The following is a 23,069-nucleotide window of genomic DNA, read 5'->3' on the forward strand; positions in this document are numbered from 1 at the left end:
CCGTCGCGGGTCGAGCGACCGGTTCAAGCCACCAGCAGGATCTTCCCGCTACCGCCTTGTTCCGCCTCTGCCTGAGCCTTGGCCGCTTCGCTGAGTGGCAGTCTCTCGCTGATCGGGATTACCAACTTGCCATCCCGCACCGCTGCCGCCATGAACTCGAGAGTCTTCCTGTCGAAATGCGAGAATACCGGCACCACCTTTACCGACGGGTACTTCGCGGCGTCCTGGGGAGCTCCGACCACCGAGGCAAACACCCCTCCAGGCTTGACCTTGGCGATCATTTTCCCCGCAGTTCTTCCGCCGACTGTATCCGCTACCGCATCGAGCGGCGAAAGACTCGCAATCACGTCGTCGTCGTCGGTTGCGACCATCTGATCCGCACCGATGGTCTTTGCCTGGTCCATTTGTTTCTGCAAAACCCCGGCGATCACAGTCGCCCCGCGATCCTTCGCAGTGAATACCGCCGAACGCCCGACATTTCCTACAGCGCCTACGACGAGAACCGTCTGGCCCGCTTGGATTCCCGTGGCTGAAAGGAGCTGGTTGCCGGTCACCGTCACCAGCGGCAGGGCCGCGGCCTGGATCAAATCGAGCCCCTTGGGGACCTTCGCCAGAACCGCGGCTTTCACGACACAGAGTTCGGCGTACGTATTGTCCGCCATGGCGAACACCTGGTCGCCGACGGAAAAGCCTTCCACTCCCGGCCCCAGCTTCGTCACGGTTCCGGCAAGGTCGACTCCGATCAGCCCCGGAAAAGTCATAGGATAGAAGTCTTTGGTTAATCCGGCGCGCCGCTTGTAGTCGATCGGATTCACGCTGGTGGCGGCGATCCGCACCAGCACCTCACCCGGACCCGGAGCCGGGTCAGGGTAATCCTCGAACTTCAGTACTTCAGGACCGCCATATTGGTGGACAACAATTGCTTTCATGATTCCTCTCCGAATTCGCATTAGTGAACAGTTGGATGAACTGGATTCGTTGGCGTGGACCCACTTTGCTGTGCAGACCGGTGCTGCTGCGGGTGCCCGATCTCGAGGACGATCTTGCCGGACTTGTGGGGTGCGCCAGCCAGCATGGCCTGCGCCCGGCGCGCCTCGGAAAATGGCAGGATTGAGCCCACACGCGCTGTGATTCTGCCCGCGTCAAACAAAGTTGTGAGCGTCCGCAGGCGTGCGGTGGTCACCTCAGCGTAGAAGAAAATAGCCCCCGCTGGCAGCGGCTGTGTGGAGACCGAGGTGACGAGCTTACCTCCAGGTTTCAACCGAGCAACGCAGCGCTGAAGCGTACTGCCCCCAACCGTGTCGAGGATGGAATCCACCTGCGGCGGGTCCTGCTCGAATGCTGGCTTGCTCGAGTCGACGATCGATTTCACGCCGAGGGAACGGAGCAGGTCTTCGTCGTCGAAACGGGCGATAGCAACGACGTGGATTCCTGTGCCTACGGCCATTTGTACGGCGTAGGCCCCGACGTTCCCGGCGGCTCCGACAATCATTACCGTTTGTCCGCGCGTCGCTTGTGCATACTCGAACAGCATTTGCCAGGCCGTCACCGCGATGACGGGAGCCGATGCAGCTTCCAGGTAATTCAGGGATTGCGGTTTGTGGGCGACCATCCCAGCCGTGGCCACGGCGAACTCAGCCTGGGCGCCACAGAACTGCGGGTTGGTGACGCCATAGACTTCGTCGCCCGACGCGAAGTCCGCAACGCCGGGCCCGACCTTTTCGACTACACCGGAGAGGTCCGAACCGAGGGTGAGCGGAGGTTGCGGACTGACCTTGCTGTTGCCTTCACGGATGAGAGCGTCCCATGGAGCGACACCGGCGGCCGCCACGCGCACCAGAATTTCGCCGGGGCCCGGCGACGGCACCGGAACATCCTCGACCACGACGACGTCGGGCGGGCCGAAGCTATGAATTCTGGCTGCTTTCACGACTCTTTCCTCCTTAGCGTGACGATGCGCGAGCACTCACTCCAATAAAGTAGGCCGGCGCGGTTCAACGCGTCTCATACGGGTGGAAGATGTAGTCCTTCGCCTTCACTGCTGTATGGCAGGCGTTGCCGCAGTCTGAGGGGCTTTTGGCATCGGGCGAGAACTTGCCCGATGGGGCATCGTAGTTGAACACCGCGTATCCCCACCCGCCCCCGTTTTTCGGAAATCGCTTGCTGTCTTTTTCCATGACGAAAACCTGGGCAAGGACATCTGCCACATCCACGTCGAAAGGGGCTTCCTTGCTCTTCTTCGGCTTCCACTGAATCTTCACGATTCTGGAGCCCTCCTGAAAAGGTTGGCCGTTGCCGGGAGTGCCGGCTTTGTATGCCTTGATCATGGCCGGATTGGCGACAATTATCTTGAGCACTTCGGTGGTCCGGGCGGGCCCGACGACAGCCCAATCCTCGTATCCTCTGAAGTCGGAGAACGCAATTCCACTCGGCGATTTCAGCGAATACTTGTCGTCCACGTTAACGGCCTTCGCGAGGGAAACGGCGAGTGCTGCCGCGGCTGTCGCGACGATGGTGATGCCGGCAATACGCTCCATGAAGGTTCGCGTATCTGTTTTCTGCTCCTGCTGCTTATGTGCGGCGGATCTCGTCGGAATTTCGGTCATGGTGTGTTCTCCCTCACAAAGACAATTTCATGGGTCCGATCAACGTGCATCTCGAATGGTTGCGATTAGGCCAGACGCGAGGACAGGAAACAATAGGACGAAGGTATCGAACGATACCTTCATATTGCTGGACGAAAAGAGTCTGCGTCAACGCGTTCGGCGTCGGATGACCTCTACGTCCGTAAGTCAAGGTCCAGCGCAGATCGTTTTACGCTGGAAGAGCCCGACGGGACAGTCTACGAAGACGGCTGCGACGAAATTGCTATCAAGTACGTAACTGCCGATATGAAGCTGCGCCGGGATGGCCTTCGAAGAAGCAGTGTAATGAGCTCCGGTGATTATCCAGCCTTCAACTTGCCTTGAAAATAGGTAATGGGAAACGCCGTAGTATTCACTGATTTCCAGTCAGGGACTTTCCACTTGGACGAGAAGTCGCCTTTCCGGAGAAAGTGGCCGACCGTCCAACTATTGCTAACAGGCCAATGCATTCAGCGAATAGGGCCCCGGTCCCGTAAAGCGCGCTTGTGGAAACGATCAATGGCACCCCTATTGGACCCTAATCGAACCCAAGACTTCTGCCTTCCTGACCTTTGCCCGAGGTCGCCAAAAAGCTAAAGCGTTCTTAAACCGAAGGTTAAATGGAATATTTGAAGGTACTTACGGAGACAGCTATTTGCGATCGGGGAAGTTGACGTAGCAGCGTTAGACCCATGTCCTCCGCCCAAGTGAGGCAGAGGACATGGATTCAATAAGGGAGCTGCTCGAAGAACGCTAACGCGGAGCGTCCTCTCCTACTTGACCAACTCCTGAGCGAACGCCTCGATCGTTGTCGGCCCGTGGAACGTCTCTGTTCCCGAATTGCCGAAGTGTATCCAGGCCGAGTTGAAGCACCTCACCATTTCGATATAGAGCCCTGTCCGATCATGGCGTACCCATCGCTTCCAAAACGTTCTGCCAGGCAGCTTCGGTTAATTGCACGCCCTTACCTGTGCCGTAAAGCAGGTCGGGACGCGTCTGCAAAGTGAGTTCTCAGGGGACCCTCTGCAGAGCACCGAAGAGGGGTGGACGAATTTGCGGAAATAGCGGCGCGCGCCTGCTAGGCACAGCGGGGGAACAGCGAAAAGGAGACCCACATGTACAATTCGTACCTGCGTTAGAACACAAAGATTAAGGGGTCTGGAAATGGCTGAGGAAACGATTTTAGAGAAGGCTGGTGTTGCTGTCGGAGTGGGGCTGGGAGTTGCGTCGAATGTAGCTGATGCCGTCAAGTCGGCGTTTGGATCTGCTGTGGATACCGTGACAGGGGTCCTGAGTCCAGCGCCCGCCAAATCCGCTGCAAAAAAAGCTGCGGCTCCCAAAAAGGCTACTAAGAAAGTGGCAATAAAGGGCGTTTCTAAGAAGGCGTTTGCCAAGAAAGCTGCTAAGAAGTCCGCTGTTAAGGCTGCTAAAAAGGTGGCTCAAAGAGCCATCAAAAAAGCAGCTCCGAAAAAGGCTGTGAAAACAGTTGCAGCTAAGAAAGCCCCGGCTAAGAAAGCCGTGAAGAAATCCGCAAAGAAGACTGCGAAAAAAGCCGCGAAGCGTCGGTAATAACTGTGAGGGCAAATGGCAAACGATAAGGCGAAGAAGAACGCCGCGAAGAAGATAGAAAAAGCGGTCCGGAAAGCTGTGAAGAAGGGTCTGACCGAGAACGCGGTCGACAAGGCCGTTTCACAGCTAAAGCTGCTCCGAAAAAACCCGTTGGTAAGGCTGCTGCGGCAGCTGATGCTCGGGAAGCCAAGACTGCCTGATATTTCGGAACTGCCGTCATCCCGGGTCTGCCAACTCGCGGATTTTCTCCCTCAACGCTTCAGTCTCTAGCGTGGACTCAGTGATTCGTACCGATCGGTCCGACAAAAACCTCAAGCGAGTCGAATACGAATTGCAGGGAGAATCCGCCGACGCTGTCGTGTCTGTCCTTCGTTCACTAAACAGGTGGTCGCAGGAACATCTCACTTCAAGTGCGCATACAAGCCCAGCCACCACACAAAAAGGGATATAGCGACTAAAGTATGTTGCTCCTAGGCGATCAGACGTCGAGCAGGAGAACGCGCCCTGGGCGCAGTAAAGGGGAAAGGTGCAGGAAGAGGGAACGAGCCTGTTAAGAAACTCGCCGATCGCTATTTTGTGGGGCTGGATTACTGACGAAAAGCCGACTTAGCACTACCAATCGAATGCGGGGTGCTTAAGCGATCAAGGCTTATGTATCTCGCACGCACAAGCTCTGATTGCGTTTCATCTCGACGACCTGTCTCAATACTTCATAGCGCTCAGATGTACGCACTCTCTCGGTTACCTCCAACAGCTCCTAAGTAGACAGAAGCTGTTGTTGCTTTGAGGCACTGGATCGGCCGGATCGCTTAGAGATTGCACTCTTCGGCAGTCGCGGAACAGCCTGGACGCCCGCCCAAAGCGTGGCGATCGTTTGCTCGACCACGAGAGTCTGGTCAGGCAGGTCTGGCACAACCCCTTGGATGACCATGAGTGTGGCGAGACCAAAGATTGAAAACCACCAAGTGTGAGCTACCACTATGTCATCCTTGCTTGGCAATCCTTCTTCCTTTGCAACATCGAAAAAGAGCTGCACGAAACGTTCGAACAACGGCGCGCCAAGGTCGTTGATGTATTGTCCGGCGCGGACGCCGTTGCGGTTCTCAGGCCCGAAGAAGACGTTACGGAACTGTTGTGGATGGGCAGTGCAGAATTGAATCAAGCCGCGTGAGGTCGCAAAAAGGCGCTCTTTCGATGCAAGATGTTTCACCGCGATTGCGTCGAAGTTCTGAACCATCAGACCGATCGTCTCGCTGCTCAACTCGGCAAGAATGTGCCATTTGTCGGGGAAATGCTGATAAATCACGGCGTGCGTATAGCCGATCTCTTTAGCGATCTCGCGAAGCGTCACGGCTTCGTAGCCGCGATCGGCAAACATTTTGCTGGCAGCCGCAAGGATTTCATCCCGCAACTTCTCCTTACGCTCTACCCGTCGACTTGGTGATGTGGATGTCACTTCCATAGCTTAGCTTCTCTTGTCGCATTTTTACGACCAAATGTCGATTTATAACCATTGGTGACAAACCAGCGATTATTTTGCGACCAATGGTTATCATTAGCTTCTAATCGTCAGGTCGCGTATTTGGATGGCGGCCCTATACGAGGCAAAAGGAGAATGCGATGAACGTTCTAGTGATTGGAGCAGCGGGCAAGAGCGGAGAAGCGCTGGTAAATGAGGCGTTGGCGGCTGGGCATAAGGTGACGGCTTTCGTGCGTGGTGCCGCGCGGTACAAGAAGGCGAACGTCAGAGTTGTTGCGGGCGACGTGCTGGACGCGGCCGCGGTCGACGTTGCAGTAGCCGGACAGGATGCGGTGATCGACGCACTGGGGGGCAAGACGCCGTGGAAAGTGACAACGATGGAAACGAGCGCGGCACACAATATTGTGGACGCGATGCGGCGCAGTGGCGTGCGGCGATTGCTGAAGATTTCGGTGGTCGGTGCGGGCGAGAGCGTCAAGAACGCTGGCTTTTTCAACGAACATCTGCTCATGCGGACGTTTCTGCGGGGTCTGCTGGTAGACAAGGCGGGCATGGAGGCCGAGATCGAAGGCAGCAATTTGGACTGGACGCTCGTGCGGCCGCCGATGTTGACCGACGGCGAGAAGACCGGCGTTGCCAGGGTGCTGAGCACGGAGGGCGGCGAGAAGGCGCACAAGATCGGGCGAGCCGATCTGGCAGCTTTCATGGTGCAGCAATTGGAAAGTGGTCTGTATGTGCGTCAGGCAGTGACGGTGACGACCACATAGCAAAACCGCGGGCGAGGATCAACCTCTCTAATCGAGGCGATCCAATCGGCCCCGTAAAGCCTGTAACGATGCGACAGACTGAGGAAGCCCACAGGATTAGCGGAGTGCTGGCTGCGAAACTCACAAGCTCTGGTACGTACCTCAGAGCACCAACTTCGTTCACGAAAGGATTGTTTATGTCGAACTTCCCCACACCGCTTGAAGAAGTCATTCATCACAACGTTGTTAAGAACAACAAAACAGGCGGCCCGGCGCTGGATATCGGGCCTATGCAGTTGCTGTGGAGGGCACTGGGAGAAAACACAGGCTACACGTTCTCTATTTTTGAAACCACGGTCGTGCCAGGCATGGGGATTCCCCTCCATAAGCATCCATTTGCAGAGTTTTTCTATGTGCTGGAAGGCACGCTATCAATTGGACGCTGGAACAGTCAGGGCGCCGCTGAGTGGGACGTGTATGAAGTCGGCGAGAGCCTGGTCGTACAACCCAATGCGCCTCACTCGTTCTTCAATAAGAGCGAGCGTCCGTGCCGCGTGCTGAGTGTGTCAACGTATCACCACGAGCGAATGATGAAGGATGCGGTGCATCCCGATGGCAGGACAGACTTCTTGCCCGCCCAACTCACTCAGGCCGACTTTGAGAAGTTGACCAGGTCCATGGAAAAGAACCAGACATATCTCGTCGCCAACCAGGCTTAGCGTGGGGCATCGCGACGCAAAAACGGGGGCTGCAAATACGGTCCCATCTCGCTGCAAGAACAACAAGGAGATAACGAGCATGTATTTAGTCATGGGCATTACTGGAAAAGTTGGTGGCGCCACCGCGCGGCATCTGCTGAAGCAAGGTAAACAGGTGCGGGCACTTGTGCGCGATCGCGAGAAGGCGGCGAAGTGGACAGACCAAGGCGTGGAGTTGGTCGAGGGAGACTGGAACGATTCGACGGCCATAGCGGCGGCACTCCAAGGTGTTGAGGGCGCGTTTGTGATGTTGCCTGTTGTATGGGCACCCTCGCCCGATTACAGAGAAGCAAAGAGCGTGATTGCGAACTATGTCGAGGCGCTGACCGGGGCAGTGCCTCCGCGGGTGATAGCGCTCTCGTCGATGGGCGCGAATAGAACGAGCGGGGGCGGAATGATCACGGCCTTATCACTCTTGGAGCAGGGCTTTCGCAACTTGCCATCTCCCGTTGCGTTTGCGCGCGCAGGCGGCTTTTTCGAAAACTTTCTTTTTGGCTTGCAGGCCGCCCAAGGCGGAACACTACCGGTCTTCTACAATCCTACAAACCGGAAATCGACAATGGTCGCCTCAGACGACATCGGCGCAGAGGTGGCAACCCTTCTGGCTGGGACTGCGTGGTCAGGGCATCGCGTCATCGAACTGGGTTCGATGGTAAGCGCGGATGAAGTGGCCGCACAATTGGGTGAAGTCCTGACGCTCGACGTAAAAGCCTTTGCGGTCCCGCGTGCAGGGTGGGCGGAAGCGTTCGAGAAGTTCGGCATCCCGAAGGGCCACACTGGGCCTGCCGAAGAAATGTACGAGAGCGTTAACGCGGGATGGATGGACCTCGGAGTCGCGGGTACGGAGCACGTAGCGGGTACGACGTCCGCACGCGATGTATTTGCGGCTGCACAGAACGCCGTCAGGGCGTAAGTCCGGGGGCAAGCTTAACCAGCCCGGTTCCTTTGGAAACTGCTGCGCTAACGTCAACGGACGGACCGGACGGCTGATCGTCCGGCTCCCCGCTGGCGAAAGGCCATCCCATCGTAACCGCAAGAAGAGGATCTTTTTACTATGAAAGCTGAACCAACAATAGATAAATCCGTGCAGGCAGGTCGAGCAACTCAAATAGCCGCGATGGTAACAACCGGCCTGGTCGCCTTCATGTGGGTGTACTTCGGAAGGCTATATCTAATTCACGATCCCGGCGAATGGAGGATCGCCAATCAGCAGCTCGGATACCCGCTCTATATCATCCCTCTGATTGGCATAACCCACCTCCTTGGTGGAGTGAGCCTTCTGATTCCCAATGTGCCTCGATTGACTGAGTGGGTCTATGCTGGTTTCGCGTTCACTCTTTTACTCGCGTTCTATTCACAACTGAATGACGGTAGCAGCACTTGGGATAAGTTTGATCCGATTCTCGTCATGGCGTTCGTCTTCGCTTCGTATGTATTGAGACGCTGCATGCGCGCAAACAGGTGGTCGATATGAAGAACACGCTCGGCGCAGTTTTGCTTTTTCCAGGCACGCCGCGCGCGGCACCATTAGTCTTGAGAAACGCGCTTCTCCTCATCGATCTTGACGGCGAGAAACGACTTGCCAGGATTCGTAAGGGACCGGTACTAATCTGGGTCAGTGAGCGCATCGGCGATTTAGCTTAAATCTAGGAACGCTCTGGCTAAATCACTGTTCTTCGCTCGTTTCGTAGTTGCAAATCCGCTTCGTCTGCCGTAGACCCCTCTCTTGTGATAGACACCTCCACGGCCGGTTACGCCAAAAACGCCTCTTCTGGTCACTGCAATCTTCACGGTCGTGCTTCTCGAAATCCATCCATTTCAGGACGGCAACGGTCGATTGAGCCGAATCTTGATGACTCTTCTGTTGCTCAGCGCAGGCTATTCCTACCTGCCGTACAGCTCACTAGAAAGCGTGATCGACCAAAGCAAAGAAGGCTATTATCTGGCCCTTCGCCAGACCTAGGTGCGTGTGAGGACGGATGCACCAAACTGGCAGCCATGGGTGATGTTTTTCCTTCGCGCGTTGCAACAACAAATGAAGCGGCTAGCTAAGAAAATCGAACGGGAAAAGATCATCATTGCGGCGTTGCCGGAACTGTCAGTGCGCATCATCGAGCACGTCCGCGAACACGGAAGAGTCACCATCAGCGACATCGTACGACTCACGGGTACGAGCCGAGACACATTGAAGCAACACTTCCTCCAGTTGGTCGCAGAAGGCCATCTTGCGCTCCACGGCAGCGGACGCGGCGCGTGGTAGGCATTGCCTTGAGGAAACGCCGGGCTCATCCACAGATTCAGTTGTCGCCCTTCGCGACGATTAGAAGGCTGGAGCACACGCAGCCTGACGCCGGCTCACTTGGCTAGAAAACAGGAACAACCTGAACCTCCCTCACCTCAAGGGAAACCTCACGTTTTCCCCGTCTCGATACCGATTACGGGTGTCCCGAAACTCCCTGTCTTATCTCACGGATCCCAGATATTTGTCGAGCCAGTTGAGCGATTCCTTTATCATCTCAGTTCGCGGTACGTCGTGTCCCGTGTCGTAAACCACGCGGCGCTTTTGCTCTGGGGGAGTTCCCAGCAGACGGAACATGGGCTCTTGAGAGATTTTGGGCGGCCACATGAAATCGAAACGGCCATTGAGCATTAAAATAGGTGCCTTCACATGTGGAGCGAAGTTGACTTGATCCACCTCCGGCAATAACTGTTGTAAAAAAAATCCTGGTGTTATGAGAATTAATGCCTTGAAGCGAGTTTCAACAGCGGGGAGGAGTCCCCCCATCGCCGCCCCCCAACTGTCACCCTCGTAGGCCAACGCATTGGGATTGATATCCTGGCGTGTCTCAAGGTAGTCGATCGACCGGCTAAGATCCTTGGACCAACAAATTACGTTGTCGCGATAAGTACTGCTGGTGTTTGGCCAGTAGATCGGCTTCTGTCCGCTGCCGCGTTCAAACGTCCCCTTGTAGATAGGGAATAGGACCGCTCGTCCACTTTTTATAATGAAATCGAAGTTTGGTAGAAAGAGCGGGACTCCTTCTGCGCTCGCTCGCATGTGAGCGGCAGTACCGTCGGGAAAGTACACGACGACTTGAAAAGGCGGTGACGCTCCTTTAGGCAGAAACAAATACGCGGTGACTCGCTCGCCGCCGTAAGCCGCGTCGAATGAGACCTTTTCCACCCTCCAATCTTCGGCCTGTTGCACGGATTCCACCTTCGCATGCAACGGCGTCTTGTCATAAGAATATTCGTTCTTGTATGCCCGGAAAAGTTGATCGGAAACAGGTTTTTCTGAGTCGAAATCTCGCAATTGAACTGTGATCGGAGCGGCGGCTGCTTCGGCGTCCTTACCAGTCGACTCATATTCCGCGCAACGAAATCCAAATCCACGGGACCGCTGGAAGGGTGAACGAGCGTCGGGAATGTTGAACATATAAGTAGGATCGTCCCAGGCGCCGCCCATGCTATAACGCCTGCCCGACGTCGTTTCGTTTGCGCACCACTCCTTCGCGTTGCCTGCCATATCGTAAGCGCCGCTCCAGCTCATGCCGTGGTAAGCGCCGACCTGCGAAGGCCCCTTCCCACTGAAGTTGCTGGCGGGTATCAGGCTGGAGCTGTCCATCGGGGATGCAGCAGCCGCCCAGTGATAAATGGTCGGAAGCGACTTGCCTACAAACTCAGCATATGCTTCAGCCTCGAACCAGCTCACACCGGTGACAGGATATTCGCCCCTCACCGTGCGAATATTCACCTCGTGTCCAGGTGGAAGGTCCTGGCCTGCTCGTTTTATCGACAAAGAGTTTCATCGCGTCGGCCCACGAAAGGACGCGTCCATCCTTTCGGAATTCGTGTTTCCAATACTCCTGCTTCTTGTAACCGCCCTGGTCCACAAAGCGTTTGAACTCGCAATTGGTGACTTCGAACTTGTCGATCCAGAACTTTCCAACCCGGACTGTAGGCAAGGCCTCAAAGCCTGCAATGCCTGCAATCCCCCACTGGGCGAGAGGGTCGTCCCCCCACTGGGCGAAAGAGTCGTCCCCCACAGATCCCTGGTCGAGCTCAACAGGAACCATTCCGCTGGGAGCCTTCCCATCCCTGTGCAGTGCCACCATGATCGGGCCGGACCGGAAGGTAGCGCGTTCGAGCGCCGTAAAGCCGTGCAATTCGAATTTCCAACTCGAATCCACAGCGGGAAACCTCCCTTTCAGGATGGGCGAGAGGCCGGCAAAATCCCATTGGGCGTTCGGCGCGTTGTAGTTCCTGCGGTAGACCGACGCACCCGGAGGGCTGGTGATGATGGAATCGGACCAGGAAATATCGGGCCAGAATCTGGCCAGGGTTGGATCAGCCGGAATGTATCGCTCGGCCTGAACAGCAAGTGCATAGGCTTCGCCAAGTTGGCCCCGTTCGATAAGTTTGCCGATCTGCGGTAAGGCCTGCTCCCTGGCCCATCTGACTTTGAAACTGTGGTGAATCCCCCAGCCAATGAAGCTCATGAAGGCTATGAGGACAATCAGCGCGGGGATTGCGACGCGGGGCTGCCTGCTTTGCCGGAACAGCACTCTCGGGTTAAGACCAATGGCAGGCGCTGAAATCAGTTCGGCGCAATTCTTGAGCTCTTGCTCAACCTCCGTCATGCTTGGATAGCGATCTTCGGGGCGCTTGCGTAAACAGCAACGAATGATTCGGTCCAGTGCATTCGGGACATCTTCATTCGGGGCATCTTCTACGAATTGGTCCAGCGGGCTGGGCTCCTCCCGCTCGACTGCTATCGATGTTTCACTCGTGGGCTTGCGCGGGAATGCTTTCTTTCCCGTGAACATCTCGTAGAGAACCGCGCCAAACGCAAATATGTCGCTACGGGCGTCCACCGGTTGACCGTGCAACTGCTCAGGAGACATGTACGGCAGCGTGCCAACTACCTGGACGTCAGCGGTAAGGCCTGCCAGGTTCTCTTCCGCAAACAAGATGGGTCGTTCGTACTTTGCCAGCCCGAAATCGAGCAAAATTGCCCCACTTTCGGTGAGCATGACGTTGCCCGGTTTAAGGTCGCGATGGACGATGCCTTTACGGTGTGCCGTGGCGAGTGCATCCGCAACCGCGATTGCGATCTTCAGGGCCTCGACCGTCGAGAGCCTGCCCCTCTGGATGCGCGCTGAAAGTGTCTCCCCCTCCAGGTACTCCATCGCGATGAATGCTCTCGCGGCATCTTCGGCAAAGTCATACACCCTGCAGATGCTTGCGTGATTCAAAGCAGAAGCAGTTTTCGCTTCGCGCAGAAATTGCTGCAGTGAGTCCCTATCTTCCGCTAGTTCCTTTGGCAACAGTTTCAGCGCAACCATTCGGTCGAGCAGCAAATCTTCGGCTTTGTAGACCTCACCCATACCTCCGGCAGCGATGAAGCTGACAATGCGGAACCGCTTAGCTAACACTTCACCGGGTGTGAGTCGTTCCAGGGGATTTGCGGCGGCGCGCCGAGGGTCAACAAAGGCCGGACTGGATAAGAAGCTTCCCAAACGAGGGTGCATGCCAAGCAGCCGGTGCACTTCGTCGCGGACCACTTCGTCGCGCTCGTTTTGTTCGAGAAAAGAGGCCCGCTGCGCGGGGCTGCATTCCAGCGCACTCTGGTACAGGTCTTTAACGAGTTCCCACTGTTTTACCGTCATCCCCATTGTCAGGCCTCAATTCGCCGTACAGCCAGACCTTCGCTACAGCCCAATCCCGTTTGACCGTGATCGGGGAGACGTTCAGAAAGCTGGAGGTTTCCTCGACGCTCAGGCCTCCAAAGAAGCGCAATTCAACGATGCGGCTTTGGCGCGGATCGAGCTTCGATAGACGGTCGAGAGCTTCGTCCAATCTCAACAGATCTTCGGAGTGTTCCGGGGTAAAAGCCAATGCTTCTTCCAGGGGCAGAATCACCTGGGTTCCGCCACGTTTCGCCCGCAGGTGGCGGCGGGCATGGTCGATCAGAATGCGCCTCATCAGTTGGGCAGCAGTCCCATAGAACTGGGCGCGGTTCTGCCAGTGGGGAGAATGCTGGCCAACCAGTTTGAGATAAGCTTCATGAACCAGAGCAGTGGTCTGCAGGGTATGCTCCGATCGCTCGCGCCGCATGTACCGGCGGGCCAGCTTTTTAAGCTGGTCATAGACCAAAGGAACAAGCTTTTCCTGTGCGGCCTGATTCCCGTTCGCTACTTCGATTAGCAGGGCCGTCACGTCGGGTTCCTGGACGCCTGCAGTGATAACTCAGCGAACCCGCGACATACTCGCGATCTGGTCCAAAGACGCCGAACTCACGGTTATCAACACTACTGCCACGGCGGGAAATTATATCGGCAACGGCGATCCGGAGGATCCCGCAACCTGCCCTACACCCTCGGGCGACACCTCCGCCGCCGGGAAACAAGGCACGCTGTGCACGTTCTTCAAGTATGTTGCCGGCGGGTTGCAGCCAGCCAATAAGTTTGTGTCGCTTTCCCCGGTGTACAAAACGAAGTATGTTCCTGTAAAGGACGGTGACAGCCAATGGAAATCATCGGTGTATTTCGAATGCCATTACTTCGACGTGTCATTGAATCCGGCCACTGGACAGCCGTTTTGGACGGCCAAGAGCCACGTAGACCTCAGCGGTGAAGCCAAAAAAATCAACGGGAAGTGGTTGTTGACCCGGGTCAGCTCGGCTACGGTTGGGATTCCGATTCCGTAGCAGGTTGCCTTCTGCGGAAGAGATGCCGGGACAGCATGCTTATCGCTGGAGTGATGCGATAGATGTGCTGTCCGTGCACCGCTTTTCGTCGACCAGCCTTTTGAGCGGCTCCAAAAAGCTTCGCTGTTCGTAGCCAATTAACGTCCGGCTTTCGTAGAACATAAAATGTCCAGTTTATTAAGTTCAAGTGGGCTAGTGGTTACCAATCCTGATTTCAACCGATGCCAACAGGCCAACGCACTCATCTATCCATTCAGATCGGTCTATGTCTTCGCCGAGTGGCCGTGTAACCGGCATCTCGGACACATGGCTGCACACATCTTCTCTCGCCAGTGTTCCGGGCCATCCCTGAGTAATCCATCTGGACTTCCCGTCGGCGTCGCTTCGGAAAGGAATGCGCCTGTACTCTGAGATGGTCTTCAGCGTAGCCAGTTCAGCACCGCGGTGCTTCGCACCGGAAGAAGATTGACACGTCATCCCCAAATGGGTGCTGTGGAGCGCCTGTCGATGCCGATTCGTTAACTTGTTTATTTGCTGTACTTGATGAATTCGCGTTCACGAATGTAAACATGCGCTCAGTCGGGCTAACGCGGGTACAAACTGTGCTCAGCTTACACAGTTATAGGAACTGCGCAGGGTTAAAGTGCATCGAAGCAGACACCAGAGATGTCCCGATAGGTGGTTCTGTTTATGGCTTCGCCTGACAGCAATCTGCAACAAGCTCCGACATCAGAAACGCCTGCCTCGACTACGAGCGAGCTTTCCCGTAGCAAATCAATAGCGACCAGGCTTACGGAAGGGGAGCTTGCCGAGGTCGAAGCGGCTGCTTCTCAAGCCGGGAAAAAGGTCGCCGAATGGCTCCGAGACACCGCTCTTGCTGCTATTCGCGCCCCGCGAGAAGTGCCCACGGATGCGGTTCTACTCGCCGAGATTATCGGGATACGGAGCCTAATGGTCAACCTATTTGCCCAGGCATCCAAGGGGCCTTTGACAGCGGAAGATATCCATAAAATGCGGGCGTATGCCGACTCGATAAAGGATCAGAAAGCTGCCGAAAACCTGTCTCAAAGACGCTCAAAGAGCACCGGCAATAGGGAGGTTTGAACCCCATGCGAAGAGCTGGATTCCGAAGGGGTTTCCCGCAGAATACTGCGCTCCTTGTGGGCTCTGTTCCAGTCTTCGTTTGGATCATCTTTGGGGTCTGGTTTCGGTGGGAATTGCCGCCGCTTCAGGCCTACTACTTGAAGATCTATTGGGAGTGCTCTAAGGGTGCTTCAAATGCCGGTAATACGTCCGAGATTCAGTGGCTTTACAAGTCTGCTTCCGGGAGGAAGAGTCTTCCTGTAATTCCGCACGATGTGGAGTTCAGCGGGGCTGGTTTCTTGCCCGTTGTGCTGTCACCTGCCGCACGTCAGGATGGTTGGACAAAACTGGTGAAGCTGCCTGCTCAGACTTGGCCTTCACCGGAATTAGAGGCGTTTTTCCAGCGGGACATCTATGACGGTAGAACCTTCTCGCAAGTGATCGCTCAGCCGATGCTTCTGGTTTACATTGTTCCCTTCATCTTCCTCTTCGGGGTGATCTATTTATGGCATGACATCGCGGAGGAATGGAGACAGCTTTACGCAGGACCCTTCCGGGACGATTTGATCTTCGATTTTCCGGTGCTTAAACAGCGCTTCATCGCCTCCTTCAATGAGTGGGAAGAAGGAAGGGATGCCTCGCTCAAAGCGAGGTCATCGAACTCAGGAAGAGATGCTGAACAAACCACCATCGAGAGGGCGAATACGAGTAGCTTCCAATCCATCGAAAGCTCTCTCTTGAGTACCGTGAAACCGATTGTTCAAGCAGCCTCTCCAGTGAAGCCAATACGTCGACTAATCTTTCCTGGAGCGCAAGCTCAACAGAACGGTGATAAAGCATCTCATCCGTGGGATGAGTCGCAGTGGATCGAGTAGTTGTCGACATCGCTTCGAGTGCGTGCTTCTACAACACAATACCTTCCGATATGCAGCCCAGATAAACGCTCTATTTGCTTCCGTGAAGACCGTGAATTCGTGTGCTCATTCGGCCATGGAGAGCGGTGCGATTCGGCTTCTAATCGGAGAGCTAATTCGAGAGTAATAGTGCTTTCATTCAATATCCATGCGGGTAAGAGCATCACTGTGTCTAAAAATAAATCTCAGAATTAGGCCCCACATTTCCACATTCGGAGTTACGCTATGCAGCAAGCAGTTGCGAGATTTTGCAAATTGTGTGTTGAGGCTTCTACGCATGTTGACTCTCTCAAGAGCGCTGTCGGCCAATCAAGCCCGCACATATCATGCGCGAGAGTTCACGTCTGAGAAGCAGAACTACTGGAGTCGTGATCATCCGGGACACAGTGAGTGGCAAGGAGAGCTTGCGCGTGAATGGGGTCTGCATGACTCCGTCGCCGATGAGGAGTTTGCGCGATTGAGCGAAGGGCAGCATCCAGTGAGCGCCGCGCAGCTCGTTAAGCATCAGCCAGCGAGAACCTATGACAACGAGTATGGCAAACAGATCACGAGTGCGGAACATCGCGCAGGTTGGGATGCTACGTTCTCTGCGCCAAAGTCTGTATCGGTGACGGCTCTTGTGGGTGGTGATGAGCATGTGCGTAATGCACATCGTGAAAGTGTTCGCGTTGCGCTGAACGAACTGGAACGCTACACGCAGGCTCGCATCGGCAATGTCCACGCGCCTGAGACGACTGGCAAGTTCGTCGCAGCAACCTTCGAGCATGACACCGCGCGGCCTGTCGATGGATATGCAGCACCTCAACTCCACACTCATGTGGTGATCTTCAACATCACAGAGCGCGATAACGGCCGGCCCCGCGCATTGCAGGAGCGCAGTCTCTTTCAGTCACAGCACTATGCGACGAGCGTATATCGCTCTGAGCTTGCCATGCGGCTGCAAGGTCTTGGCTACGAGGTAGAGCGGGGTCAGCATGGACAGCCAGAGATCAAGGGATATTCACAGGAATATTTGGAGGCATCAAGTCCTCGGCGTGCGCAGATCAAGGAGCATCTTCAGGAGATTGGGCGAGAAGGTGCAGGGGCCGCACAGATCGCAGCACACCGCACGAGAGACAGCAAAGACCTACTTTCGCGTGAAGAGGTGCTTGAACGGCATCGTGATCTTGCCGCAAAGTTTGGTAATCAACCGGATCACGTTGTAGCCCAGGCGCGGGAACGCGAGCACAAGGTCGAACAACAGCCCGAGAAAACCGCGCAGCAGTCAGTGACCTATTCACGCAACCATGTCTTCGAGCGGTCCGCTGTGCAGGATGAGCGGAGCATCTTGCAGGCAGCCATAGATCGCAGCATGGGCCAAGCGACGTACAGCCAAGTGCGACAAGAGTTCGAGCGGCGTGTGCGGAATGGAGAGTTCAGTAAGGTTGAGCGCTCCGATGGAAGAGCAGCACCGCAGTACACGACAGCCGAAATGGTTCGTTTGGAGCGAGAGATCGTCGGCCTTGTGAAGAACGGCAATGAAAGCCGATATGAGAGTTCCATGCTGATATCTCCAGTTCTGCGCATTCGCGTGGAAGATTCGCATCCAGAGTTGAGCAAGTCTCAGCTTGCCGCAGCCGATGAAATCTTCCTGGCGCGCGAAAAGATTGTTGGACTTGATGGTGTAGCAGGCGCAGGCAAGACGACTACTCTGTCGGTCATTCGTGAAGGCGTGGAAGCACAAGGCTACCGTGTCGCAGGATTCGCACCCACAAGTCGAGCCGCTCAGAAACTTGCTGAAGCTGGCATTACGACATCGACGCTTCAGCATCATTTGGCCAGAGGTGATCGACCCGATACAGGTGAGAAGCGCCTTTACGTGCTGGATGAGTCTTCTCTTGCGTCTACGAGGCAGATGCACAAGTTCCTTACGCACCTCCATCGGAATGATCGTGTATTGCTGGTCGGCGACGTGCGTCAGCATGAAGGTGTGGAGGCTGGCCGCCCCTTCGCGCAGCTTCAGGAAGCGGGTATGCACACGGTGAAGCTCGATGAGATTTTGCGACAGCGGGACCCTGAACTGAAAGAGGCAGTTGAGATGTTGGCACGCGGGCATGTCGCAGCAGCCATCGAAAGGCTCGACGCCCAGGACCGCGTTCAAGAGGTGATTGGGCGTGAAGCCCGAATCTCAGCAATAGCGCGAGAGTATGCAACTTCGCCGGAAAACACGCTTGTCGTGTCACCGGACAATCGCTCCCGTGCTGAGATCAATACTGTGATTCATAGAGAGCTACAGAAGCAAGGCATCGTTGACAAGCGGGAACACGCGATGCAGGTGCTTGTCCCACGGCAAGAGTTGACCGGGGCGGATCGCAGTTGGGCACAGCAGTATCAGCCCAACGATGTGCTGCACTATTCACGAACATCGAAGGAAACGGGCATAGGCAAGGGAGAGTACGCCCGTGTTGTTGCCGTGAGCGGCCAGGAGAACTTGCTTACAGTTCTGCGCAGCAACGGGGAGCAGACAATTTACGATCCGCGACGCCAGATGGGCGTCTCTGTGTATCGAGCTGAAGAGAAGACATTTTCAGTTGGTGATCGTATTCAATTCACGGCACCCAATCAAGCGCTGAAGATAGCCAACCGTGAGCTCGCCAGCATCGAGAACGTCGGCAAGAACGGTGCGATGCGACTGAGGCTCGATAGCGGGCGCAGTGTTGAGATGGGAGCGCATAGCTTTCCGCATATCGATCACGGCTACGCAGTCACGAGCCACTCCAGCCAGGGACAGACCGCTGACCGCGTGCTGATCCATGTGGACACCGAACTTGGAGCTAAGGACTTACTGAACCACCGGATGGCTTATGTTTCCATCTCGCGTGGACAGTGGGACGCGCAGATATTCACCAATGATCGCGACAAGCTGGTGCAGACCTTGAGCCACGATGTTTCGCACAAGAGCGCGCTCCAGCCGGAACAGGCTATCGCGGGTGCACAGAAGATCGGTCCAGAGTCCGAGCGTTTGATCGAGCGGAGCCTGGGGTACGGGTTGGGTTTGTAGGAAAAACGAGTTCTTATAGAGGAGCGAATGATGCAGCCATTCAACACCACGCAGAGGAAGCCACCAGCACGAGCCACAATTCCAGCCGAGGAGAAGCTGCTTGTCAGCCGAGGAGAGGCGGCTCAGCTTCTCTCGATCAGCCAGCGTGGCCTCGATTACCTGATTGCCAATCGAAAGGTGCCCATACGTCGGATAGGGGGCAGAGTGCTGATTCCGGTGGCAGACCTCCGCAAGTATGCGCGTGGGGATCATCCAGAACGTATCGTAGCTTAGTCATTGAGTCGGCCAGGAGGTCAAGCGCGAAACGAATTGCCTGCTGCGCCTATCGAGTTGATTGTTTCCGATCAGGAATCGGAATCTGGGGAGGACGACCTGATGCGATTGGTACTAATCTCCGACACGCACGGTCTCCATGATAAGGTTGGCCCGGTTCCAGCGGGAGATGTCCTCGTCCACGCCGGAGATTTCATGAACTCTGGTTTCGACGTACAGGATATTGTGTCGTTCAATCGCTGGCTGGGAGAGCAGGACTTCAGACACCGCGTAGTCTGCGCAGGAAACCACGATAGGTACTTTGAGAATGCTCCTCAACGCGCCCGAGAATTGCTGACCAATGCCACCTACCTGGAGAACACGGGTGCCACGCTTGACGGTGTTGCGTTCTGGGGCTCGCCATACACACCCGAATTTATGAACTGGGCCTACATGTACCAGCGTGGTTCAGGAGCACGACACTGGGAACTCATTCCTGACAGCCTCGACGTGCTGATTACACACGGCCCGCCACTGGGAATTCTCGATCAGACGGCTCCAGGCGAAGCACATTTGGGGTGCGCGGAACTGCTCGACGCGGTCAAAAGGAAGAAGCCACGAGTTCACATTTTCGGCCATATCCACGGTGGGGCTGGGACGTTTGAGAACAATGAGACTCGCTTTATCAATGCCGCATATCTGAACGAGCGTTACAAACCGCTTCCGCCTGCGGGAAAAATTCACATCGTCGATATCAGCTTGCAGAACCCTAGACGCGCTTCATAAAGTCCTATATATTGGCCTATATAAGGCCATAAGGCTTTATGTATGGAGCCTTATATGAGATCGAGTGTCTCGGATGTTCTCCCCCCCGCTGTCAGGCGGTCGTTGACCAAGTTCGGCAGCGATCTTGCAACCGCGCGGCGTAAGCGGGGACTGACAGTCCTTACCGTAGCCGAGCGAATGGGTGTTTCCAAAAACACTTACCTCCGCGCTGAAAAGGGAGACCCTGGAGTCGGTCTCGGCGTTTATGCGATGGCGCTCTTCGTCCTGGGCTTTGGCGATCCTCTGAGAAGCCTTATTGATGTGAGCCGCGATGATGTTGGCCTTCTTCTGGATGAAGAACGGCTGCCCAAGCGCGTGCGCATGAAGAAAGCACGGGTAACAAGGCCATGAAGCGCACCATTGACGTAGTGCTGGGAGATGGTCCGCAGATCGGCACTTTGCGTTATGACCTGCAGGGACGCCGCGAAAACGCCGCTTTCGAGTACGCAGCAGACTGGCTTGGCGATCGCGCGCGCTTCGCTCTCGGCCCGACGCTTCCGCTCCAGGGGGGACTACAATTCCATCGCAAATCCAAAGAGGGCTCTCCATTCCATGCCGCAGTTGCGGATACCGAGCCCGACGGGTGGGCCAAGCGTGTCATCATGCGCGATCACGTCAAACATAGACAGGAACTGCGACGTGAAGGAAAGGAAGCCGAGGCACAACCGCTCAATGCACTTGATTATTTGCTGGCTGTGGATGACATCAGCCGCGTCGGCGCGCTTCGTTTTCGCGACGAAGACAATGTGTTCCAGCGCGCGCACGGAGAAGGACGCCGGAAGGCTCCGCCATTCATCGAGCTTGGGCATTTGCTTAGCGCGTCGCGCGCCCTTGAGGCGAACAGAGAGACAGCTGCAGACCTGGCGTATTTGCGTGGGCGTGGCACATCACTTGGCGGAATGCGCCCCAAATGCACAGTTGTTGACGAAGATGGCGCACTTTCCATTGGCAAATTCCCGAGCATTACGGACGAGCGCGCCGTCACAAAGGGCGAAGTGCTCGCTCTCACCCTTGCCAAGCAGGCCGGAATCAATGCGGCTGCTGCGCGCATCGTAGAGAGCGAAAATCTGCCCGTGGCCCTGATTCGTCGTTTCGACCGGCGAGGCCGGGGAGATCGAATTATGTATATCTCCGCAGCGACAATGCTAGGTGTTGAAGTGACGGAAGCCGATAACCACACGTACACAGAGATCGTGGATGCAATCCGCGTACATGGGGCAGAAGTACAAACCGATATTGAAGAGCTATGGCGGCGTATCGCCTTCTCGATTCTGATTACGAATACTGACGACCATCTGCGCAATCACGGCTTCCTGCATGAAGACCGTGAATTCTGGCGGCTGTCGCCTGCCTTCGACATCAACCCGTCGCCCGAGCGCGTGCGCGAATTGAAGACATGGATCTCCGAGGATGTAGGCCCGGAGATGACCATAGACGCCCTTATGTCCGTGATCGCTTATTTTCGAATCAAGCCCGCAAGAGCCAAGGAAATATTGAGTGAAGTTGCTCACGCCGTGGACAACTGGCACGGAGCAGGACGCGGCCTTGGCATGAGTGACGAAGAGCTTGAGCCTTTTGCAGACGCCTTTGAACATTCCGAACGGGCGGCAGTGAGGAAAGCGATTTGACTTACGGTATGAAGGACCTGGGCCGAGTTTGGGCGTCGGCCAAGCGAAACCGCACAGCACAACTACGAGTTTGCGACCGAATGTAAAACCGCTGAGAACTCAAACACTTCCGGGTTGGAACAGCCACCAAACAGCCACTTGCGGTACAAACAGCCATTCGGAGTAAAATCCGCTGTGTATGGATCGCCGGATCACACCTCTCGGAACAGCCACCAGAAGATGAAATCGGATTTTCTGTCCGACGTGTTTTGAGCGCAGTTTTCACTAATTTTGAGGCAAAAATAGGTGGCTGTTTTGATGGCTGTTCGTTTCCAACTTTTCTGCTTTTGGCTGCGTCGCATTGCAACCTCAAACGTGCCTGTATCTGTATGTAAATAAGATGTTTGTTGCGATTTGTTGCGTCGCGATGCAACACCCTGCAAAGTGCCTAAAATCAGACTCAAAATCCGCCGACCGCAAGGTCGTGGGGGTTCGACCCCCCCCGCCACCAAGCATCTCTTTTATTTGCAATGATTTGCGAGCAGAGAAGCGACTTGATCCGACTTCGTCCGGTACAAATACGGTACAGTGCGCATCCTATTTAGTTTTAATAACTTGCGGGATTGTGGCGTTCTTGACCCATTTACTAGCCTACGTTCAGTTGGGATCCGCTTACGCTGAATTACGGTTTGCGTGGCGGATAAAGTGTCCGCGCGCGATCATTTACTTCAGACGTAAGAAAGTTGATTGGAATGGAAAGCGCGGAGTGAATTGCGGAGGCTACAGATTATCGTCTGTTCGAGGTGGCGGACACTATGGATTGGGACCAGAAACCCGAAACTGACTGGCCTATTCCAGCTACATGAGGGAGGTATTGAGTCGTTCCTGCTAGTCCGGCTCTGAATACGGAAAATGTTCGTCGATCGTTAGGCATAGACTCCTCCTTGCGGGAGCATCTGAAAGCGTAATGCTCAACTTGAACTCGGCGAGAGTGGCCAGGAAGCAGCTCCTAAAGTGGACGAAAATATTCAATGGATCAACCGGCAGATCGATCATTTGTCGGGCCTGAGGTTTCAGTGGCCATTATTTCCCGAGTGGCTTGAGAGGCGCTTTGAAACGGACACCGCGACACGGCGGTGTCGCCGACTGTGGTTGGAAGGACTGTTCGCGATCGGCATGTACAACCTTTTTCTTGTCGCGGATCACCTAGATTCACCTACTCCTGTTCGTTTCTGGCAGGCGCTGGTGTTGCGCCTTGGCCTGATCACGCCACTCGCGCTACTCGTGAACCTAAGCATGTTGAGAAGGCCGAAACCTATCATTCGAGAGGCCAGCATCGCCGCAGTCTCCTGTCTTGCTGGTCTTACCCACCTCTATCTCGAAGCCAACCAGAGCCCCGTAGCGTCAGCGCTGGCGCAGTTCGGGATGCTGGCAGTGATTGTCTTTACGAACACGGTGATGC

The 23,069-nt window shown here is 55.5% G+C and carries 24 protein-coding genes; 17 read left to right on the forward strand and 7 right to left on the reverse strand.

Features of this window, described 5'->3' with window-relative positions; genetic code table 11:
• Window positions 1-23 precede the first annotated feature (23 nt).
• From GSQ86_RS10250 to GSQ86_RS10260, 3 genes are all read right to left on the reverse strand, one after another.
• On the reverse strand, window positions 24-929 hold the full coding sequence (locus tag GSQ86_RS10250) for an NADP-dependent oxidoreductase (protein WP_158749847.1): 906 nt from the start codon (window positions 927-929) through the stop codon (window positions 24-26).
• 20 nt (window positions 930-949) lie between these two features.
• Window positions 950-1,930 carry an NADP-dependent oxidoreductase gene (locus tag GSQ86_RS10255; RefSeq protein WP_158749848.1) on the reverse strand — a complete coding sequence of 327 codons (981 nt, stop codon included), beginning with the start codon at window positions 1,928-1,930 and terminating at the stop codon, window positions 950-952.
• Between the two features lie 64 nt (window positions 1,931-1,994).
• Window positions 1,995-2,606 (reverse strand): cytochrome P460 family protein, encoded by a 612-nt coding sequence (locus GSQ86_RS10260; protein WP_254062287.1) that lies wholly within the window; start codon window positions 2,604-2,606, stop codon window positions 1,995-1,997.
• Between the two features lie 1,182 nt (window positions 2,607-3,788).
• Here GSQ86_RS10260 and GSQ86_RS10265 point away from each other — a divergent pair.
• Window positions 3,789-4,193: a hypothetical protein gene (locus GSQ86_RS10265; RefSeq protein ID WP_216841093.1), complete on the forward strand. Its 405-nt coding sequence runs from the start codon at window positions 3,789-3,791 to the stop codon at window positions 4,191-4,193.
• Between the two features lie 15 nt (window positions 4,194-4,208).
• Window positions 4,209-4,463, forward strand: coding sequence for a hypothetical protein (locus tag GSQ86_RS10270; protein ID WP_158749849.1), 255 nt, complete (start codon window positions 4,209-4,211; stop codon window positions 4,461-4,463).
• A 487-nt stretch (window positions 4,464-4,950) separates the two neighbouring features.
• On the opposite strand, the gene GSQ86_RS10275 is transcribed toward GSQ86_RS10270, so the two are convergent.
• The gene (locus GSQ86_RS10275) at window positions 4,951-5,655 is read right to left on the reverse strand and encodes a TetR/AcrR family transcriptional regulator (RefSeq protein ID WP_158749850.1); all 705 of its coding nucleotides are present in this window, start codon (window positions 5,653-5,655) and stop codon (window positions 4,951-4,953) included.
• A gap of 158 nt (window positions 5,656-5,813) precedes the next feature.
• Between GSQ86_RS10275 and GSQ86_RS10280 the strand changes: the two genes are divergently transcribed.
• From GSQ86_RS10280 to GSQ86_RS23055, 6 genes are all read left to right on the forward strand, one after another.
• The gene (locus GSQ86_RS10280; RefSeq protein WP_158749851.1) at window positions 5,814-6,440 is read left to right on the forward strand and encodes an NAD(P)-dependent oxidoreductase; all 627 of its coding nucleotides are present in this window, start codon (window positions 5,814-5,816) and stop codon (window positions 6,438-6,440) included.
• Between the two features lie 176 nt (window positions 6,441-6,616).
• Window positions 6,617-7,138, forward strand: a complete 522-nt coding sequence (locus GSQ86_RS10285; protein ID WP_158749852.1) for a cupin domain-containing protein — start codon at window positions 6,617-6,619, stop codon at window positions 7,136-7,138.
• Between the two features lie 79 nt (window positions 7,139-7,217).
• Window positions 7,218-8,090 (forward strand): NmrA family NAD(P)-binding protein, encoded by an 873-nt coding sequence (locus GSQ86_RS10290; RefSeq protein ID WP_158749853.1) that lies wholly within the window; start codon window positions 7,218-7,220, stop codon window positions 8,088-8,090.
• A 141-nt stretch (window positions 8,091-8,231) separates the two neighbouring features.
• On the forward strand, window positions 8,232-8,651 hold the full coding sequence (locus GSQ86_RS10295) for a DoxX family protein (RefSeq protein WP_158749854.1): 420 nt from the start codon (window positions 8,232-8,234) through the stop codon (window positions 8,649-8,651).
• Window positions 8,652-8,948: 297 nt separating this feature from the next.
• Window positions 8,949-9,140, forward strand: coding sequence for a Fic family protein (locus GSQ86_RS23665; RefSeq protein ID WP_256366830.1), 192 nt, complete (start codon window positions 8,949-8,951; stop codon window positions 9,138-9,140).
• A gap of 72 nt (window positions 9,141-9,212) precedes the next feature.
• On the forward strand, window positions 9,213-9,437 hold the full coding sequence (locus GSQ86_RS23055) for a DUF977 family protein (protein WP_216841095.1): 225 nt from the start codon (window positions 9,213-9,215) through the stop codon (window positions 9,435-9,437).
• Between the two features lie 201 nt (window positions 9,438-9,638).
• Here the strand turns inward: GSQ86_RS23055 and GSQ86_RS10310 are convergent, their stop codons facing one another.
• From GSQ86_RS10310 to GSQ86_RS10320, 3 genes are read right to left on the reverse strand one after another with little or no spacing between them, the layout of a single operon-like run.
• Entirely contained in the window at window positions 9,639-10,931 is a 1,293-nt protein-coding gene (locus tag GSQ86_RS10310; RefSeq protein ID WP_158749856.1) for an SUMF1/EgtB/PvdO family nonheme iron enzyme, read from the reverse strand.
• Window positions 10,870-12,846 (reverse strand): serine/threonine-protein kinase, encoded by a 1,977-nt coding sequence (locus tag GSQ86_RS10315; protein ID WP_158749857.1) that lies wholly within the window; start codon window positions 12,844-12,846, stop codon window positions 10,870-10,872. Before GSQ86_RS10315 ends, GSQ86_RS10310 begins: the two co-directional genes overlap by 62 nt.
• Window positions 12,818-13,396, reverse strand: coding sequence for a sigma-70 family RNA polymerase sigma factor (locus GSQ86_RS10320; RefSeq protein ID WP_254062288.1), 579 nt, complete (start codon window positions 13,394-13,396; stop codon window positions 12,818-12,820). The genes GSQ86_RS10315 and GSQ86_RS10320 overlap by 29 nt, the downstream gene beginning before the upstream one ends.
• A 22-nt stretch (window positions 13,397-13,418) precedes the next feature.
• On the opposite strand from GSQ86_RS10320, the gene GSQ86_RS10325 reads away from it, so the two are divergent.
• From GSQ86_RS10325 to GSQ86_RS23060, 9 genes are all read left to right on the forward strand, one after another.
• Window positions 13,419-13,886, forward strand: coding sequence for a hypothetical protein (locus GSQ86_RS10325; protein ID WP_158749858.1), 468 nt, complete (start codon window positions 13,419-13,421; stop codon window positions 13,884-13,886).
• 690 nt (window positions 13,887-14,576) lie between these two features.
• Window positions 14,577-14,990 (forward strand): hypothetical protein, encoded by a 414-nt coding sequence (locus GSQ86_RS23885; RefSeq protein ID WP_371720625.1) that lies wholly within the window; start codon window positions 14,577-14,579, stop codon window positions 14,988-14,990.
• A 137-nt stretch (window positions 14,991-15,127) separates the two neighbouring features.
• Window positions 15,128-15,844 carry a hypothetical protein gene (locus GSQ86_RS10330; protein WP_158749859.1) on the forward strand — a complete coding sequence of 239 codons (717 nt, stop codon included), beginning with the start codon at window positions 15,128-15,130 and terminating at the stop codon, window positions 15,842-15,844.
• Window positions 15,845-16,160: 316 nt separating this feature from the next.
• A complete protein-coding gene (mobF, locus tag GSQ86_RS10335) occupies window positions 16,161-18,923 on the forward strand; it encodes a MobF family relaxase (protein ID WP_158749860.1) in 2,763 nt (920 codons plus the stop codon).
• Window positions 18,924-18,950: 27 nt separating this feature from the next.
• Window positions 18,951-19,196: a helix-turn-helix domain-containing protein gene (locus GSQ86_RS10340; RefSeq protein WP_158749861.1), complete on the forward strand. Its 246-nt coding sequence runs from the start codon at window positions 18,951-18,953 to the stop codon at window positions 19,194-19,196.
• Window positions 19,197-19,298: 102 nt separating this feature from the next.
• Entirely contained in the window at window positions 19,299-19,961 is a 663-nt protein-coding gene (locus GSQ86_RS10345) for a metallophosphatase domain-containing protein (RefSeq protein ID WP_158749862.1), read from the forward strand.
• Window positions 19,962-20,015: 54 nt separating this feature from the next.
• Window positions 20,016-20,351 carry a helix-turn-helix domain-containing protein gene (locus tag GSQ86_RS10350; protein ID WP_158749863.1) on the forward strand — a complete coding sequence of 112 codons (336 nt, stop codon included), beginning with the start codon at window positions 20,016-20,018 and terminating at the stop codon, window positions 20,349-20,351.
• Window positions 20,348-21,628 (forward strand): type II toxin-antitoxin system HipA family toxin, encoded by a 1,281-nt coding sequence (locus GSQ86_RS10355; protein WP_158749864.1) that lies wholly within the window; start codon window positions 20,348-20,350, stop codon window positions 21,626-21,628. Before GSQ86_RS10350 ends, GSQ86_RS10355 begins: the two co-directional genes overlap by 4 nt.
• A 993-nt stretch (window positions 21,629-22,621) precedes the next feature.
• Window positions 22,622-23,069: hypothetical protein (locus GSQ86_RS23060; protein ID WP_216841096.1), on the forward strand; the 448-nt coding region annotated here is incomplete at its 3' end.

This window comes from Acidobacterium sp. S8 (assembly GCF_009765985.1).
GTDB lineage: Bacteria > Acidobacteriota > Terriglobia > Terriglobales > Acidobacteriaceae > Alloacidobacterium.